This window comes from Streptomyces sp. Je 1-79 (genome assembly GCF_025195125.1).
Classification (GTDB): domain Bacteria; phylum Actinomycetota; class Actinomycetes; order Streptomycetales; family Streptomycetaceae; genus Streptomyces.
Genome location: NZ_JAMGSL010000003.1, coordinates 107,095 through 124,134, shown reverse-complemented (window position 1 = coordinate 124,134; position 17,040 = coordinate 107,095). Strand labels below are relative to the sequence as shown.

Here is a 17,040-nt window from a genome sequence, read left to right as displayed (position 1 = left end):
GCCGGCCGCCCGGGGCGGCGGGCGCCGGTTCAGAACTTGATGGAGCCCACGGTCTGCGTTATCGAGTCGAGGAAGCGCTGGATGTCGTCGGCCATGCCCGTGGAGGCAAGGAAGAAGCCGAAGAGCACCGCGACGACGGCCGGTCCGGCCTTCAGGTTCCCGCCGCGGATCAGCACCACCAGGATGATCGCCAACAGCAGCACCACGGATAGCGAAATGGCCACAACTGATCACACCCTCGGTCGGTCCCGCCTTGCCGCCCGGGAGCGCACGTCACAGAACACCCCCGCTGCATCCATCGTGCCACCAACTTCTTGCCCAGCGACGCGGGGTGACGAATCGTCGGCGTAGGAATCGAGCCAACACGCGCGATTTCGTCCCGATTGTCCCGGGGCGGACGTCAGCCGGCGGAGAGCCCGAGCAGCCCGCGCACGGTGGCGTACTTCGCGGTCAGCCGGGTCCGGGTCGGCTCGTCGAGCACGGCGAGGCGGGCCGGGTCGGCGTTGTGCGCGAGGTCGGACTCCTTGACGAGCAGGGCGCCCGGGACCGCGAGGATCCGGCGGGTGTACGACTCCAGCTCCTCGCCCGGACGCTTGGTGAGGGCGAGGACCATGTCCTTGACGGCGCGCGGGAGTTCGGTCGATTCCAGCCACTCGGCGGTGAGCGCGTCGTCCTCGACGGAGTCGTGCAGCCAGGCCGCCGCGATCTGCTCCTCGCTCCCGCCCCGCGCCCGTACCCCCTCGGCCACCGCCCGCAGATGCTCGGCGTACGGGCGGCCCGCCTTGTCGGTCTGGCTCTCATGGGCCTCGACGGCGAGGGCTTCGACCTGGGCGAGGGTGAGGTGCGGCATGCGCCGACTCTACGGCCCCCGGCCCCGTTCCCGGAGGCCTCAGGTCCGGCGGCTGATGAGCAGCAGGGCGCGGTCGTCGTTGACGTCCTTCGCGCAGGCCTCGATGAGGTGCCAGGCCGCGCCCTCGAAGCCCGAGGCGACGTAGCGGTCGGCCTCGCCGGTGAGCCGGTCGATACCTTCGGCGATGTCCCGGTCGGCGGCCTCGACGAGTCCGTCGGTGAAGAGCATCAGGACGTCGCCGGGCCGCAGCGAGCCCTTGACGGGATGGAACTCGGCGCCGTCGTAGACGCCGAGGAGCGGGCCGTCGCCGGACTTCTCCTCCCAGCGTCCGGTGCCGGCGTGGAGCTGGAGCGCGGGCAGGTGTCCGGCGGAGAGGAGTTCGTAGTCCCCCGACTCCAGGTCGAGGACCAGGTGGATGGAGGTGGCGAAGCCCTCGTCCCAGTCCTGGCGCAGCAGGTAGCCGTTGGCCGCCGGCAGGAAGCCGTGCGGCGGCAGGGAGCCGAGGAGGCCGCCGAAGGCCCCGGAGAGCAGCAGGGCGCGCGATCCGGCGTCCATGCCCTTGCCGGAGACGTCCGTCAGCAGGACCTCCAGGGTCCGGCCGCCGTGGGTGCGGGCCGCGACGACGAAGTCGCCGGAGAAGGACTGGCCGCCGGCCGGGCGGAGCGCCATCTCACGGTGCCAGCCCTTGGGGAGCCGGGGCAGGGCGCTCTGGGCCCGGATCCGTTCGCGCAGGTCGAAGAGCATGGTGCCGCCGCGCCGCCAGGGCACGCCGACGCGCGCCCTGAACTGGGCGATGAGCAGTCCGAAGAGGCCGCAGGCCGCGACGACCAGGACCGTTCCGGGGGTGACCCGGGCGGGGCCCTGGGTGTACGGGCCGAGCACGACGGACTCGACGATCAGGGCGCCGGCGGCCGCCGCGTACAGCCCCAGCAGGCTCGCGGGACGCAGCAGCAGTCCCCCGGCGACGATCGGCAGGACGAGCGCGGCGGGCGCGCACCAGACCGGATTGGCGAGGGTGCCGACGGTGATGGCGGGGATGGTCAGGAGCAGTCCGGCGAAGGCGACCCAGTCGGAGCCCTCGCCGCGGAAGTAGTCGACGCCGGATCTGCGCAGCGAGATGCGGACCCGGTGTGCGCTCCTGCGCATCCGGGCCGAGTACGAGGCGACACCCACGCGGCTTCCCATTGGCCTGGACCCTATCCACCCCGTCGGACCTCGCGCAGGGGGACCCCTCAGACATTGCGCGTGAAAACGGGTCGCCCCGGGCGGGTGGGCGCTGGTATCGATGGCATATGACGACTGAACTGCGCGTACTCAGGCCGGCCGAGTGGGACGAGTGGTACGGGATGCTGGAGCTCGCGTTCGGTGGCGTGCCGGAGTCGCCGGAGGAGCGCGGGCTCTGGCAGGAGCTGACCGAGTACGACCGGTCGATCGGTGTCTGGGACGGCGAGCGCTGCGTGGGGGCGGCGGGGGCGTTCTCGTTCCGGCTGTCCGTTCCGGGCGGGGCGGTCGTGCCGGCGGCGGGCGTCACGATGGTGGGGGTGGCGGCGACGGACCGGCGGCGCGGGATCCTCACCTCGATGATGCGGCGCCAGCTCGACGACGTACGGGGCTGGGGTGAACCGCTGGCCGTGTTGACGGCCTCGGAGCCGGAGATCTACGGCCGGTTCGGCTACGGCATCGCGGCCTACGCGACGCGGGCGACGATCGACACGAACCGGGTGCGGCTCGCCGTGCCCGAGGGCACGGACGACGTGGTGCTGCGCCAGGCCGACCCGGCGAAGGCGGCGGGGGCGTGCGAGGCGGTGTACGCGCGCCGGGTCACGGCCCGGCCCGGGATGCTGGCCCGGCAGCCCAAGTGGGAGCAGCTGCCGCTGCTCGACCCGGAGGGCGAGCGGGGTGGCGCCTCGCCGCGGCTGTGCGTGCTGGCGGAGCGGGACGGGGAGACCGTCGGGTACGCGCTGTACGCGATCAAGTCGGAGTGGTCGCACGCCGGGGCGGAGGGCGTCGTGCTGGTGAAGGACCTGGAGGCGCTGGATCCGGCGGCGGAGGCGGCGCTGTGGCGCTTCCTCTGCTCGATCGACCTGACGTCGTCGGTCCGGATCCACAGCCGGCCGGTGGACGACGGCTGGCAGCACCTGGTGTCGGATCTGCGGCGGTGCTCGCCGACGCAGCGGGACGCGCTGCATCTGCGGCTGGTGGACGTGGGGGCGGCGCTGGAGGCGCGGACGTATCAGGCGCCGGTGGATGTGGTGTTCGAGGTGTCGGACGCGTTCTGCCCGTGGAACGAGGGACGGTGGCGGGTCACGGGGGACGCCACGGGGGCGCGCTGTACGCGTACGGAGGACCCGGCCGACGTGGCCTTGTCCGTACGGGAGTTGGGGGCGGCGTACCTGGGGGGCGTGAGCCTGATGTCCCTGGCCGCCGCGGGCCGCGTGCGGGAGCTTCGCGACGGGACCCTCGTTCAGGCGTCGGTGGCCTTCGGGTCGCCCGTGGCCCCGTGGTTGCCGCACGGGTTCTAGCTGGTGCCCGGGCTGTCAGCGGTTCTGGCAGCCAGGGCACCAGAAGAGGTTGCGGGCCGAGAGGTCTGCCGAGCGGATCTCCGTGGCGCAGATGTGGCAGGGCATGAGCGCCCGGCGGTAGACGTATACCTCGCCGCCGTGGTCGTCGACGCGCGGCGGGCGGCCCATCGCCTCCGGGGTGTGCTCGGGGCGGACCGTGTCGATGCGGTTCAGGCGGACGCCCTCGCGCATGAGGTCCCGCAGGTCGGCCCAGATCGCGTCCCATTCGCGGCGCGTCAGGTCCTTGCCGGCGCGGTACGGGTCGATGCCGTGGCGGAAGAGCACCTCCGCGCGGTACACGTTCCCGACGCCCGCGATGACCTTCTGGTCCATGAGCAGGGCCGCGATCGTGGTGCGGGACTTCGAGATCCGGCGCCAGGCCTTGTCGGCTCCGTCGGCGTCCTCGTCCCGGCGGAGCGGGTCCGGGCCCAGGCGGTCGTGTATCGCGCGCTTCTCGGCGTCCGTGATCAGCGCGCACGTGGTGGGGCCGCGCAGGTCGACGTACGACTCGGTGTTCGCGAGGCGCAGCCGCACGGTGTCCGTGGGCGGGGGCGCCGGGGTGTCGCCGAAGTTCACCTTGCCGAAGAGGCCCAGGTGGATGTGGATCCACTCCTCCCCCGGGAAGCCGAGGAAGAGGTGTTTGCCGTGGGCCTCGGTGGATTCGAGGACCGCGCCGTCGAGCAGGGCGGCGGAGTCGGCGAACTTGCCCTGCGGGCTGGTCACCCGCACGGACCGGCCGCCGAACCGTTCCCGGTGGTCGGCGGCCAGTCGGTGGATGGTGTGCCCCTCGGGCATCAGGCCGTGGGCTCCTGCGGGTGGTGGGCCGGGACCGGGGGGAGCTCGCCGGTGGTCTCGTACGCGGAGAGCATGTCGATCCGGCGGGTGTGACGCTCGTCACCGGAGTACGGGGTGGAGAGGAAGATCTCGACGAACTTGGTCGCCTCTTCCTGGGTGTGCATCCGGCCGCCGATGGAGACGACGTTGGCGTTGTTGTGCTCGCGGCCGAGGGCGGCGGTCTGCTCGCTCCAGGCGAGGGCGGCGCGGACCCCCTTCACCTTGTTCGCGGCGATCTGCTCGCCGTTGCCGGAGCCGCCGATGACGATGCCCAGGCTGTCCGGGTCCGCGGCCGTCTTCTCGGCGGCACGGAGGCAGAACGGCGGGTAGTCGTCCAGGGCGTCGTAGATGTGAGGACCGCAGTCGACGGGCTCGTGGCCATGGGCCTTCAGCCACTCGACGAGGTGGTTCTTGAGTTCGAAGCCGGCATGGTCGGAGCCGAGGTACACGCGCATGGGACCGAGTGTGGCACGGCGGGCCCTGGGTAGCGGTCAGCGGGGTCGGGGCCTTCGTCCGCGTTGGTGTGGACCTTCGGCCCTTACACAACGAATCGGAATCGCCTCTTCCGATCACCCCACCCCCCGGTGTTCAATGCTCGGGCTCGCGACCCGAGCGACCCCCTCACGAAGGAAAGCGTTCATGAACACGCAGCCGACCCTCACGAAGGAAGGCGGGACCACCGGAAACACCGGTGATTCGCAGCAGTCCGACGGGCTCAAGGCCGGTCTCAAGAACCGCCACCTCTCGATGATCGCCATCGGCGGCGTCATCGGCGCCGGCCTCTTCGGCGGCTCCGCGGCCGGCATCAAGGCCGCGGGCCCCGGAATCCTGCTGTCCTACGCTCTCGTGGGCACGATGGTCGTCTTCGTCATGCGGATGCTCGGCGAGATGTCCGTGGCCAACCCGACCTCCGGCTCCTTCTCGGCCCACGCCGACCGGGCGCTCGGACGCTGGGCGGGCTTCTCCATCGGCTGGCTGTACTGGTTCTTCTGGGTCGTCGTGCTCGCCGTCGAGGCGACCATGGGCGCGGACATCCTGAACGGCTGGATCCCGGCCGTTCCGCAGTGGGCCTGGGCGCTGATCGTGATGGTCGTCCTGACCGTCACCAACCTCGGCTCGGTCGCCTCCTACGGTGAGTTCGAGTTCTGGTTCGCCGGCATCAAGGTCGTCGCCATCGCCGCCTTCATCGTGGTCGGCGGGCTCGCGGTCTTCGGCGTCCTGCCGGGTGCGGACACCTCGGCCGCCGGACTGAGCAACCTCACCGAGCACGGCGGCTTCCTGCCCAACGGCTACGGCGCGATCCTCACGGGCATCCTGATGGTCGTCTTCTCCTTCATGGGCAGCGAGATCGTCACCCTCGCCGCGGGCGAGTCGTCGGACCCGCGCCGCGCGGTCGCCAAGGCCACCAACAGCGTCATCTGGCGGGTCGGCATCTTCTACCTCGGCTCGATCCTGGTGGTCGTCTCGCTGCTGCCGTGGAACGACCCGTCGCTCCAGAAGGACGGCTCGTACGTCGCGGCGCTCAACTCGATCGGCATCCCGCACGCCGGCCAGATCATGAACGTCATCATCCTGACCGCGGTGCTGTCCTGCCTGAACTCGGGCCTCTACACCGCCTCCCGCATGGCCTACTCCCTCGGCCGGCGCGGTGACGCCCCGAAGGCCTTCGCCAGGACGAACGCGAAGGGCGTGCCGCAGGTCGCCATCATCGGTTCGGTGATCTTCGGCTTCGTGGCCGTCTTCTTCAACTACAAGTGGCCCGACACGGTCTTCGCCTTCCTGCTGAACGCGTCCGGCGCGATCGCGCTCTTCGTCTGGCTGGTCATCTGCTTCTCGCAGCTGCGCATGCGCAAGATCATTCTGCGGGAGGCCCCGGAGAAGCTGCTCGTGAAGATGTGGCTCTTCCCGTACCTGACCTGGGCGACGATCGCGATGATCGTCTTCGTCCTCGGCTTCATGCTCTACGACGGCGGCTCGGCCCGTGAGCAGGTCCTGCTCTCGCTGCTGGTGGCGGGCCTCGTGGTCGCCATCGCCGTGGTCCGCGACCGCTTCGGAGCGAAGGCCGTGGCGCCCGCGGAGCCCGTCACGAAGGACTGAATCCATACCTGACGAGTTCTGTCAGGTATGACCGGGAAGCTCTCCGTATCCAGGGAAACCCCCACGGAACGGAGAGCTTTCTCATGTCCATCTCCGCGCGGTACGTCTTCCGTCCCGGCGACGCCGGATACGAGGAGGAACTCGCCGGCTTCCAGACCGGCTTCGCCCTCCGGCCCGAGCTGGTCGTCGGCGCCACCGGCGCCGAGGAGGTCCGGGCGGCCGTCGCGTACGCCGCCGGGCGCGGGCTGCCGGTCGGCGTCCAGGCCACCGGGCACGGGCTGCCGGGCGCGGCCGAAGGCGGCCTGCTGATCACCACCCGGCGGATGGACGAGGTCAGGATCGACCCCGGGGCGCGCGTCGCGCGGGTGGCGGCCGGGGTGCGCTGGGGGCAGGTCGTCGAGGCGGCCGCCCCGCACGGCCTCGCCCCACTGAACGGCTCGGCGCCGAGCGTCGGGGCGGTCTCGTACACGCTCGGCGGCGGTCTGGGCATCCTCGCGCGGGAGTTCGGCTGGGCCGCCGACCACGTACGTTCGCTGGACGTGGTCACCGCCGACGGCGCCCTGCGCCACGTGACGGCCGCGAGCGACCCGGAGCTGTTCGGGGGGCTGCTCGGCGGCGGGTACGGCCTGGGTGTCGTCACGGCCCTGGAGGCCGGCCTGGTCCCGGTCGCCCGGCTCTACGGCGGGTCGATCGCCTTCGACGGCGCCGAGACCGAGCCGGCCGCGGTCCTGCGGGCCTACACGGAGTGGACCGCGGCCCTGCCGGACTCCGTGACCTCGTCCCTGGCCGCCCTGGTCTACCCGGACATGCCGGCGCTCCCGCCGCATCTGCGCGGCCGGTACGTGCTGTCGGTACGGGTCGCCTTCACCGGGGACGCGGCCGCGGGCGAGCGGATCGTGGCCCCGCTGCGCGCGATCGGCCCGGCGCTCTCGGACTCGCTGCGGGAGATGCCGTACACGGAGAGCCCCACGATCCACAGCGACCCGGACTTCCCGCACGCCTACTGGGGCGACGGGATCCTGGTGAGCGCGCTCGACCAGGAGGCGGCCGCCTCGGTGCTCGAACTGACCGGGCCGAAGGCGGGCCGGACGGCGGTCGTGCAGATCAACCACCTGGGCGGCGCGCTCGCGAAGGAGCGGCCGAACGCGGTGCCGTACCGCGGGGCGGGCTTCCTGGTGCGGGCGCTGTACCCGCTGGACGCCGAGGGAACGGGACCGGTGCGCGCCCTCCACGCGCGCGTGGAGGCGGCGTTGGCGCCCCGGACGCTCGGCCGGGCGGTCAACTTCGTCTTCGGCGACGGAGCGCGTACGGAAGGGCTGTACGACCCGGAGACGCGGAAGAGGCTCGCCCGGCTGAAGTCGAACCTCGACCCGGCGAACCTCTTCGGGCGGAACTGAGCGCGTCAGCCCCGGCGGCGTCAGCCCTTGCGGCCGATGGCCTTCCACGCGGCCGGCAGCACGCCCATCGCGAGCGCGGCCTTGAGGGCGTCACCGATCAGGAACGGGGTCAGACCGGCGGCGACCGCCTGCGAGAACGTCATCCCGGTGGCGAGGGCCAGGTAGGGCACGCCGACCGCGTAGATGACGGCGGAGCCGAGCACCATCGCGCCGGCGGTGCGGAGCACGGAGCGGTCGGCGCCGCGGCGCGCGAGGGCGCCGACGACGGTCGCGGCGAGCAGCATGCCGAGGATGTAGCCGAAGGAGGGCATCCCGTACCCGGAGGCGGCCTGCGCGAACCACGGCACGCCCGCCATGCCGGCGACCGCGTACAGGGCCAGGGCGAGGAAGCCGCGGCGGGCGCCGAGCGCCGTGCCGACGAGGAGGGCCGCGAAGGTCTGGCCGGAGACCGGGACGGGCGAGCCGGGGACCGGGACGGCGATCTGCGCGGCGATGCCGGTGAGGGCGGCGCCGCCGACGACGAGCGCGATGTCACGGGCGCGACTGGACGGCAGCAGGTCGGCGAGGACCGTCCCGGAGCGGAGGGAACGGGCAGGGGCGACGGCGGTGCTCATCGGTACTCCGCGGGGGTGAGGGTCTACAGGACGGATCGACCGTAGTCGAGGAGTGAACGCCCGATCACCGTCAGCCGCCCACAAAGGCGAGGTCGAGCACTTCGTGGGGATCGGACAAAGAACGGGATCCATGCCTCGCGCCACGTGACGCTTGTCACGGCGGAGAGCTGGAAAGAGGGCCATTTTGCGCCAGAGGGCGCTCAGCGGGGAGACTGTGGGTTCTCCATAAACGCTCCCGAAGGCACGAGCCCCCTCATGCACGACGCACCGCCTGCCGCCCCGGCTCCCCCGGCCCCCTTGGCCTCCGAACCGGAGCCGCTCTCCCACGGACTGAAGCAGCGTCATCTGACGATGCTCGGGCTCGGCGGCGTGATCGGCGCCGGGCTCTTCGTCGGCTCGGGGGCGGGCATCGCCGTCGCGGGGCCGGGCATCGTCCTCTCGTATCTGATCGCGGGCACGCTCGCGATGCTGGTCATGCGGATGCTCGGCGAGATGGCGGCGGCGATGCCCGCCTCGGGCGCCTTCTCCGTCCACGCCGAACGGGCGCTGGGCCGCTGGGCGGGCTTCTCGGTGGGCTGGCTGTACTGGTTCCTGCTGGTCGTCGTCCTCGCGGTGGAGGCGACGGGCGCGGCGCAGATCGCGCACGGCTGGATGCCGGGGGTCCCGCAGTGGGGCTGGGTGCTGATCTTCATGATCGTGTTCACCGTGGCCAACCTGGCGGCGGTGAAGAACTTCGGCGAGTTCGAGTTCTGGTTCGCCGCGCTGAAGGTCGGCGCGATCGTGCTCTTCCTGGTCCTGGGGACGCTGGCGGTCGTCGGCCTGCTGCCCGACAGCGACCCGGTGGGCATGGCGAACCTGACCGGCCAGGGCGGCTTCCTGCCGAACGGCTGGGCGGGCGTGGTCTCCGGCGTCCTCGCCGTCGTCTTCGCCTTCGGCGGCCTGGAGGTCGTCACCATCGCCGCCGCCGAGTCGGACGACCCGGCGCGCAACGTCGCGCGGGCGGTGCGCAGCGCCGTGTGGCGGATCCTGCTCTTCTACGTCGGTTCGATGCTGGTCATCGTGACCCTGCTGCCCTGGACCTCGATGGAGCCGGGCCGGTCGCCGTACGTCGCCGTGCTGGACTCGATCGGGGTGCCGGCGGCCGGTCAGATCATGAACGTCGTGGTCTTCGTGGCGCTGCTCTCGGCGCTCAACGCCAACCTGTACGGCTCCTCGCGGATGGTCTTCTCGCTCGCCGAGCGCGGTGAGGCGCCGAAGGGGCTGCTGAGGGTCTCGACGGGAGGCGTGCCGCGCCGGGCGGTGCTGGCGTCGGTGGCCTTCGGCTTCGTCTCCGTCCTGCTCAATCTGAAGTGGCCGGATTCCGTCTTCCTCTACATGCTCAACGCGGTCGGCGCGGTGCTCCTCTTCGTCTGGGGTCTGATCGCGGTCTCGCAGCTGCGGCTGCGCCGCCGGATCGAGCGCGAGGCGCCGGAGACGCTGACGCTGCGGATGTGGGGCTTCCCCTGGCTGACCTGGACGGCGCTGGCCGCGATGGCGGCGGTCCTGGTGCTCATGCTGACCGACGACGGGGCGCGGCCGCAGGTGCTGTGGTCGGGCGCTGCGACCGGGGCCGTACTCCTGGTGGCGTGGGTGCGCGAAGTGCGCACGAAGCGGAGGTAGATCTTCACCTTGTGTGAAGCTGGTGCCCGTATAGCGGACATCTGTTCCCTGTAAGCGGTGCGCCCACCCAGACTGTGGGCCGTTCCCCCGTCTCAGCCAATGAACAGGGCGGCCCATGTCACGGACCACCGCGCCCGAGCCCGTCGACCGCAAGGACGACCAGGCGCTCCCCTCACAGGGACTCACCCACGGCCTCAAGCAGCGTCATCTCTCGATGATCGCCCTCGGTGGCGTCATCGGCGCCGGCCTCTTCGTCGGCTCCGGCGCCGGTATCGCCGCCGCCGGTCCCTCGATCGTGGTCGCCTACGCCATCTCCGGGCTGCTCGTCATGCTCGTGATGCGCATGCTCGGAGAGATGTCGGCGGCCAACCCGGCCTCCGGCTCCTTCTCCGTCCACGCCGAGCGGGCCATCGGCCCGTGGGCCGGGTTCACGGCGGGGTGGGCCTTCTGGTTCCTGCTCTGCGTGGCCGTCGGCCTGGAGGGCATCGGCGCCGCGAAGATCATGACCGGCTGGTTCCCCGGCACCCCGGAGTGGGCCTGGGTGGCCCTCTTCATGCTGGTGTTCTGCGGCACCAACCTCGCGGCGGTGAAGAACTTCGGCGAGTTCGAGTTCTGGTTCGCCGCGCTGAAGGTCGGCGCGATCGTCCTCTTCCTGGGCATCGGCGTGCTCGCCATCGTCGGCATACTGCCCGGCACGGACGCCCCCGGCACGACGAACCTCACCGGTGACGGCGGCTTCTTCCCGAACGGCTCCGAGGGGCTGATCGTCGGCCTGCTCGCCTCGGTCTTCGCGTACGGCGGTCTGGAGACCGTCACCATCGCCGCGGCCGAGTCCGAGCACCCCGTCCAGGGCGTCGCCAAGGCGGTCCGTACGGCGATGTGGCGCATCGCGCTCTTCTACATCGGCTCGATGGCCGTCATCGTGACCCTGGTCCCGTGGGGCGACAAGGCGGTCGTCGAGAAGGGCCCGTACGTCGCCACGCTGGACCACCTGGGCATCCCGGCCGCCGGCCAGATCATGAACGTGGTCGTGCTGGTCGCCCTGCTGTCGGCGATGAACGCCAACATCTACGGCGCCTCCCGGATGGCCACCTCGCTGGTCGCCCGCGGCCAGGGCCCGAAGGCGCTGGGCCGTACGTTCGGCGGCGTGCCGCGGCCCGCCGTCCTCGTCTCCTCGGTCTTCGGCTTCCTCTGCGTGCTGCTCAGCTACTGGCGGCCCGACGACATCTTCATCTGGCTGCTGAACACCATCGGCGCGATCATCCTCGTCGTCTGGTTCTTCATCGCCGTCTCGCAGCTGCTGCTGCGCCGCCGCACCGAGCGCGAGGCGCCCGAGAAGCTGGTGGTCAAGATGTGGGCGTTCCCGGTGCTGACCTGGGTGGCGCTGGCGGGCATGGCGGCGATCTTCTTCCTGATGGCGCGGGAGGAGGGCACCCGGGTGCAGCTGTACTGGACGGGCGGCCTCACGGCGCTGCTCGCGGCAATCGGCTTCGTGCTGCAGAAGAGGCGCGGGCCGGTCTCCCAGGACGCCTGACCGACACCCGTACGTACGAACCCCCGGACCGTTCACCGGTCCGGGGGTTCGTCGTTCCCCACAAGCTCCGCCACGAGACCTAGGGCCAAGGGCTGATCAACTCCGGAGCGTCCTGCTGTTAGCCTGCACCTGCATATAGGTTGCAATAACGCAGTAGCAGGGAGAGGCTCGGCATATGGCGATCTACACACTTCCGGAACTGCCGTACGACTACGCGGCGCTGGAGCCGGTGATCAACCCGCAGATCATCGAGCTGCACCACGACAAGCACCACGCCGCGTACGTCAAGGGCGCGAACGACACGCTCGAGCAGCTGGAAGAGGCCCGCGACAAGGACCAGTGGGGCTCGATCAACGGGCTGGAGAAGAACCTGGCGTTCCACCTCTCCGGCCACATCCTGCACTCCATCTACTGGAACAACATGAACAGCCCGAAGGACGGCGGCGGTGGCGAGCCGCTCGCGGCGGACGGCGTGGGCGACCTCGCGGACGCCATCACCGAGTCCTTCGGCTCCTTCGCGAAGTTCAAGGCCCAGCTGACCAAGGCCTCCGCGACCACCCAGGGCTCCGGCTGGGGTGTGCTCGCGTACGAGCCGATCAGCGGCCGGCTGATCGTCGAGCAGGTCTACGACCACCAGGGCAACGTCGGCCAGGGCTCCGTCCCGGTCCTCGTCTTCGACGCCTGGGAGCACGCCTTCTACCTGCAGTACAAGAACCAGAAGGTCGACTTCATCGAGGCCATGTGGCAGGTCGTCAACTGGCAGGACGTGAACAAGCGCTACCACGCCGCCAAGGCCTCCGTCCCGCTGATCTCCTTCTGATCGGCCCCCGCTCGTCCTGCTCGTGATCGTCTTCTCAACCTTCACTTGCAGGCGGATGAGAGAAGAACCCCCGTGATGACGTGAATCACGGGGGTTCTTCCATGCGGGCCGACGGGCCCTCGGGTCACTCGAAGCTGGGCGCCGCCGTCCGCGTCCGCTTGATCTCGTAGAAGCCGGGCGTCGCCGCCACGAGCAGCGTGCCGTCCCACAGCCGGGCCGCCGCCTCGCCGCGCGGGGTCGGGGTGACGACCGGGCCGAAGAACGCGACCTCGTCGCCGTCCACGCCCGGGACGGAGATGACCGGCGTGCCGACGTCCTGGCCGACCTTCTCGATGCCCTCCGTGTGGGAGGCGCGCAGGTGGGTGTCGTACGTGTCCTTCTCGGCGTAGTCCGCGAGCTCGGCCGGGAGGCCGACGTCCGCGAGGGCGCCCGTGATCGCCTCGCGCGTCGGGCCCTCGCCGTTGTTGTGGAAGCGGGTGCCCAGCGCGGTGTAGAGCTTGCCGACGACCTCGTCGCCGTGCAGCTGCTGGGCCGCCACGACCACCCGGACCGGGCCCCAGGCCTTGGTCTCCAGCATGTCGCGGTACTCGGCGGGAAGCTCGTCCAGCTTGTCCTCGTTGAGGACGGCCAGGCTCATCACCTTCCACCGGACGTCGACCGGGCGGACCTTCTCCACCTCCAGCATCCAGCGGGAGGTCATCCAGGCCCAGGGGCACAGCGGGTCGAACCAGAAGTCGGCGGTGGTCCTGCTCTCGGACATGTCACTCCTCAGGGACGGATGTCTATGCGCCAGAAGAGGAACGTCCTCGGTCGGCGGGGGCATTCCCCGCGTGCCGGGTGTCAGCTCCACATGGGAGGATCGGTGCTGTTTCGAACGAGCCACGAAGGAGTGACCGTGCCCGGTGAGAATCTGTCCCGCGACGAGGCCCGCGAGCGGGCCGCGCTGCTGTCCGTCGACGGGTACGAGGTCGCCCTGGACCTGCGGTCGGCGGTCGGCGAGTCGGGCGAGGAGGTCCGCACCTTCCGGTCCGTGACGACCGTCCGCTTCCGTCGTACGGGCACGGGCTCGGCCACCTTCGTCGACCTGATCGCCCCCGCCGTGACCTCGGTGGAGCTGAACGGCCGCGCGCTCGACCCGGCCGCCGTCTTCGACGGTGCCCGGATCGCCCTGGACGGCCTGGCGGACGAGAACGTCCTGGTCGTGGACGCCCAGTGCGCCTACAGCCGGACCGGCGAGGGCATGCACCGCTTCGTCGACCCGGAGGACGGCGAGGTCTACCTCTACACCCAGTACGAGCCGGCCGACGCCCGCCGGGTGTACGCCACCTTCGAGCAGCCCGACCTGAAGGCCCCGCACGTCTTCTCGGTGACCGCGCCCGAGGGCTGGACGGTCTGGAGCAACGGCGCCGGGGAGCAGGACGCCGACGGGGTGTGGCGGTTCAAGGAGACGGCGCCGATCTCGACGTACATCACCTGTGTCGTCGCCGGGCCGTACCACTACGTCACGGACACCTACACGCGCACGCTGACCGACGGGACCGAGCTGGAGATCCCGCTCGGCGCGATGTGCCGCAAGGGGCTCGCGAAGCACTTCGACGCGGACGACGTCTTCCTGATCACCAAGCAGGGCTTCGACTTCTTCCACGACAACTTCGACTACCCGTACCCCTTCGGGAAGTACGACCAGGCCTTCGTCCCCGAGTACAACCTCGGCGCGATGGAGAACCCGGGCATGGTGACCTTCCGCGAGGAGTACATCTACCGGGGCAAGGTCACCCAGGCCGCGTACGAGCGCCGGGCGAACGTCATCCTGCACGAGATGGCGCACATGTGGTTCGGCGACCTGGTCACCATGGTGTGGTGGGACGACCTGTGGCTGAAGGAGTCCTTCGCCGACTTCATGGGCTCCTTCTCGCTGGCCGAGGCGACCCGCTTCACCAACAGCTGGGTGACCTTCGCCAACAACCGCAAGTCCTGGGCGTACCGCGCCGACCAGCTGCCGTCCACCCATCCGATCACGGCCGACATCCGTGACCTGGAGGACGCCAAGCTGAACTTCGACGGGATCACGTACGCCAAGGGCGCCTCGGTCCTGAAGCAGCTGGTGGCGTACGCGGGCCGGGACGCGTTCCTGGAAGGCGCGCGGCGCTACTTCAAGCGGCACGCGTACGGGAACACGCGCCTGACCGATCTGCTGTCGGTGCTGGAGGAGACCTCCGGGCGCGACATGAAGGCGTGGTCGCGGTCCTGGCTCCAGACCTCGGGCGTCAACACGCTGACGCCGGAGGTGACGTACGACGCCGAGGGCCGGATCACCGAGCTGGCCGTCGTCCAGGGCGGCGACGCCGCGCTCGATCAGCCGACTCCGTCGGCGGGCCGCCCGCACCGGGTGGCCGTCGGCCTGTACAGGCTCTCGGTGGACGGCGAACTCGTGCGGTTCGCGCGGGCCGAGGCCGATGTCGTCGGCGCGCGGACGGTCGTGGCCGAGCTGGCCGGGTCGGCCCGGCCCGACCTGGTCCTCGTCAACGACGACGACCTGACGTACTGCAAGGTCCGCTTCGACGAGGGCTCGCTCGCGACGCTGCGGGCGCACCTGGGCGACATCACGGACCCCCTGGCGCGGGCGCTGTGCTGGTCGGCGCTGTGGAACCTGACGCGGGACGGCCTGATGCCGGCCCGGGACTTCGTGGCGGTCGTGCTGGGCTTCGCGGGCCGTGAGACGGACATCGGCGTGCTCCAGATGGTGCACGCCTGGGCCCGGTCGGCGGTCACGCACTTCGCGGCGCCCGAGTGGCGCGCCGAGGGCGGCCGGCTCCTCGCCGAGGGCGGGCTGCGCGAGCTGCGCCTGGCGGCGCCGGGCAGCGAGCACCAGCTGACCTGGGCGCGGTTCTTCGCGTCCGCCGCCGCCTCGGACGCGGACTTCCAGCTGCTCGAAGGCCTGCTCGACGGCACGGCCCGGATCGACGGTCTCGACGTCGACCAGGAGCTGCGCTGGTCGTTCCTGGAGCCGCTGGCCGCGCACGGCCGGGCGGACGAGGCCCGGATCGGCGAGGAGCTGGCGCTGGACGACACGGCGACCGGCAAGCGCCACCAGGTCCGCTGCCTGGCGGCCCGGCCGTCGGCGGCGGTCAAGGCGCAGGCCTGGGCGCAGGTCGTCGAGTCGGACGCGCTGTCGAACGCGCTGGTGGAGGCCACCATCGCGGGCTTCGTCCAGCCCTCGCAGCGGGAGCTGATCGCGCCGTACGCGGAGAAGTACTTCGCGGCGATCGAGGGGGTGTGGGCGGACCGTTCGATCCAGATCGGCATGGACGTCGTACGCGGGCTGTTCCCGGCGCTCCACGGCGAGTCGGCCCTGGCCTCGACGGACACGTGGCTCGCCGCCCACGAGTCGGCCGCGCCGGCGCTGCGGCGGCTGGTCCTGGAGGGCCGGGACGACCTGGCGCGGGCGCTGCGCGCGCAGGCGTGCGACGGGGCGGCCTGACGCATCCGGTGGGGCGGCCCCGGTGACGAGCGCTGCTCGTCACCGGGGCCGTTCTCTGTCCAGGCTGTGGGCGCCCCTCATCGGCAGTCGAACGTGCGTACTTTAGGACGAGGATGTCCTGGTTTGGCGACGCACTTGTAACAGCGGTTAGCGGGGGCCCGGGGAGCGGAAGACCCCCGGCATGAACCACAACACCCCCATCACCCCCCGCCCCCTCCCCCTCCCCTCCCTCGCCGAAGACCGGCAACGCGTCGCGTCCGCCGCGCAGTTGCGCGAGCAGGGGCTGTCCAACGCCGATGTCGCCGCGCGCTGCCGGCCGGGCGGCGGGTGGCAGCAGATCCTCCCCGGCGTCTTCCTGCTCCGCCTCGGGCAGCCGACGAGCGAGGACCGGCTGCGGGCCGCGCTGCTCTACGCCTCCCGCCCGGGCGCGGTGCCCGGGGAGGGACCCGAGTCGATGATCACCGGACTCGCCGCGCTCGCCCTGCACCGCTTCTCCGCCGCTCCCCCGCTGCCCACCGTGGACCGGATCGATGTGCTGGTCCCCCGCACCCGCAGACTGCGCTCGACCGGCTGGGTGCGGGTGGTCCGCGCCCAGGAGACGCCCGAGCCGCTGGACGTCGCCGGGGTGCCCGTCGCGCCCGTCGCCCGCGCCCTCGCCGACGCGGTGTCCGGTCTGACCGACGCGGGCCTGGTGCGCCGGCTGCTCACCGAGGCCGTGCGCGGCGGCCACTGCGAACCCGGCGCGGTGGTACGGGAGTTGAACCACGCCCGGCTGCTCAGCCGGCCGCATGTGGTGGACGCGGTGGACTCGCTGCTCGCGGAGGGCCGGAGCATCGCGGAGGAGCGGCTGTACGAGATGGTGCGGGAGTTCGGACTGCCCGACCCGCTGTGGAACGTGGATCTGCGGCTGCCGGGCGGCCCGCATCTGGGGGGCCTGGACGCCTACTGGCCGGACCAGGCGGTGGCGGTGGAGCTGGACACCCGGGCGCCCCGGCAGGACGACGACGCGCTGTGGTCGGAGTACACCCGTAAGCGCGAGCATCTGGAGCGGCTCGGCATCACGGTCGTCCACATCACCCCGCGCAAGCTGCGCGAGGCGATGGAGCAGCAGGCCACCGTGGTCCGCACGGCTCTGATGGCCGCGTCGGACCGGCAGCCCGCCGCCTATGTCGTCGTCCTGCCCAGGTGAGGCG

General features: G+C 71.3%; 15 protein-coding genes. 8 read left to right on the top strand and 7 right to left on the bottom strand.

The window, feature by feature from the left end; translation table 11 throughout:
* Window positions 1-29 precede the first annotated feature (29 nt).
* From M5362_RS05950 to M5362_RS05940, 3 genes are all read right to left on the bottom strand, one after another.
* On the bottom strand, window positions 30-224 hold the full coding sequence (locus M5362_RS05950; RefSeq protein ID WP_046905580.1) for a hypothetical protein: 195 nt from the start codon (window positions 222-224) through the stop codon (window positions 30-32).
* A gap of 176 nt (window positions 225-400) precedes the next feature.
* Window positions 401-850 (bottom strand): HD domain-containing protein, encoded by a 450-nt coding sequence (locus M5362_RS05945; protein ID WP_260226272.1) that lies wholly within the window; start codon window positions 848-850, stop codon window positions 401-403.
* 39 nt (window positions 851-889) lie between these two features.
* Window positions 890-2,035 carry a PP2C family protein-serine/threonine phosphatase gene (locus tag M5362_RS05940; protein ID WP_260226271.1) on the bottom strand — a complete coding sequence of 382 codons (1,146 nt, stop codon included), beginning with the start codon at window positions 2,033-2,035 and terminating at the stop codon, window positions 890-892.
* 107 nt (window positions 2,036-2,142) lie between these two features.
* On the opposite strand from M5362_RS05940, the gene M5362_RS05935 reads away from it, so the two are divergent.
* Entirely contained in the window at window positions 2,143-3,372 is a 1,230-nt protein-coding gene (locus M5362_RS05935; protein WP_260226270.1) for a GNAT family N-acetyltransferase, read from the top strand.
* Window positions 3,373-3,387: 15 nt separating this feature from the next.
* Here the strand turns inward: M5362_RS05935 and M5362_RS05930 are convergent, their stop codons facing one another.
* Together M5362_RS05930 and M5362_RS05925 are read right to left on the bottom strand one after the other, a co-directional pair.
* Window positions 3,388-4,206, bottom strand: a complete 819-nt coding sequence (locus M5362_RS05930; RefSeq protein WP_260226269.1) for an Fpg/Nei family DNA glycosylase — start codon at window positions 4,204-4,206, stop codon at window positions 3,388-3,390.
* Window positions 4,206-4,700, bottom strand: a complete 495-nt coding sequence (locus tag M5362_RS05925; protein ID WP_260226268.1) for a ribose-5-phosphate isomerase — start codon at window positions 4,698-4,700, stop codon at window positions 4,206-4,208. The genes M5362_RS05930 and M5362_RS05925 overlap by 1 nt, the downstream gene beginning before the upstream one ends.
* A gap of 184 nt (window positions 4,701-4,884) precedes the next feature.
* On the opposite strand from M5362_RS05925, the gene M5362_RS05920 reads away from it, so the two are divergent.
* Both M5362_RS05920 and M5362_RS05915 read left to right on the top strand, forming a co-directional pair.
* Window positions 4,885-6,342: an amino acid permease gene (locus M5362_RS05920; protein WP_260226267.1), complete on the top strand. Its 1,458-nt coding sequence runs from the start codon at window positions 4,885-4,887 to the stop codon at window positions 6,340-6,342.
* A gap of 83 nt (window positions 6,343-6,425) precedes the next feature.
* Window positions 6,426-7,739 (top strand): FAD-binding oxidoreductase, encoded by a 1,314-nt coding sequence (locus M5362_RS05915; RefSeq protein ID WP_260226266.1) that lies wholly within the window; start codon window positions 6,426-6,428, stop codon window positions 7,737-7,739.
* A 20-nt stretch (window positions 7,740-7,759) separates the two neighbouring features.
* Here M5362_RS05915 and M5362_RS05910 read toward each other — a convergent pair whose 3' ends face one another.
* Window positions 7,760-8,353, bottom strand: a complete 594-nt coding sequence (locus tag M5362_RS05910) for a biotin transporter BioY (protein WP_260226265.1) — start codon at window positions 8,351-8,353, stop codon at window positions 7,760-7,762.
* A 255-nt stretch (window positions 8,354-8,608) separates the two neighbouring features.
* Between M5362_RS05910 and M5362_RS05905 the strand changes: the two genes are divergently transcribed.
* From M5362_RS05905 to M5362_RS05895, 3 genes are all read left to right on the top strand, one after another.
* On the top strand, window positions 8,609-10,012 hold the full coding sequence (locus M5362_RS05905; RefSeq protein ID WP_260226264.1) for an amino acid permease: 1,404 nt from the start codon (window positions 8,609-8,611) through the stop codon (window positions 10,010-10,012).
* Window positions 10,013-10,127: 115 nt separating this feature from the next.
* Window positions 10,128-11,546, top strand: a complete 1,419-nt coding sequence (locus M5362_RS05900; protein WP_260226263.1) for an amino acid permease — start codon at window positions 10,128-10,130, stop codon at window positions 11,544-11,546.
* 175 nt (window positions 11,547-11,721) lie between these two features.
* Complete coding sequence (locus M5362_RS05895) at window positions 11,722-12,366, top strand: superoxide dismutase (RefSeq protein ID WP_260226262.1); 645 nt, start codon at window positions 11,722-11,724, stop codon at window positions 12,364-12,366.
* Between the two features lie 124 nt (window positions 12,367-12,490).
* On the opposite strand, the gene M5362_RS05890 is transcribed toward M5362_RS05895, so the two are convergent.
* On the bottom strand, window positions 12,491-13,126 hold the full coding sequence (locus tag M5362_RS05890) for a DsbA family protein (protein WP_260226261.1): 636 nt from the start codon (window positions 13,124-13,126) through the stop codon (window positions 12,491-12,493).
* A 135-nt stretch (window positions 13,127-13,261) separates the two neighbouring features.
* On the opposite strand from M5362_RS05890, the gene pepN reads away from it, so the two are divergent.
* Both pepN and M5362_RS05880 read left to right on the top strand, forming a co-directional pair.
* A complete protein-coding gene (gene pepN / locus M5362_RS05885) occupies window positions 13,262-15,847 on the top strand; it encodes an aminopeptidase N (RefSeq protein ID WP_260226260.1) in 2,586 nt (861 codons plus the stop codon).
* 181 nt (window positions 15,848-16,028) lie between these two features.
* A complete protein-coding gene (locus tag M5362_RS05880) occupies window positions 16,029-17,036 on the top strand; it encodes a hypothetical protein (protein WP_260226259.1) in 1,008 nt (335 codons plus the stop codon).
* Window positions 17,037-17,040 lie beyond the last annotated feature (4 nt).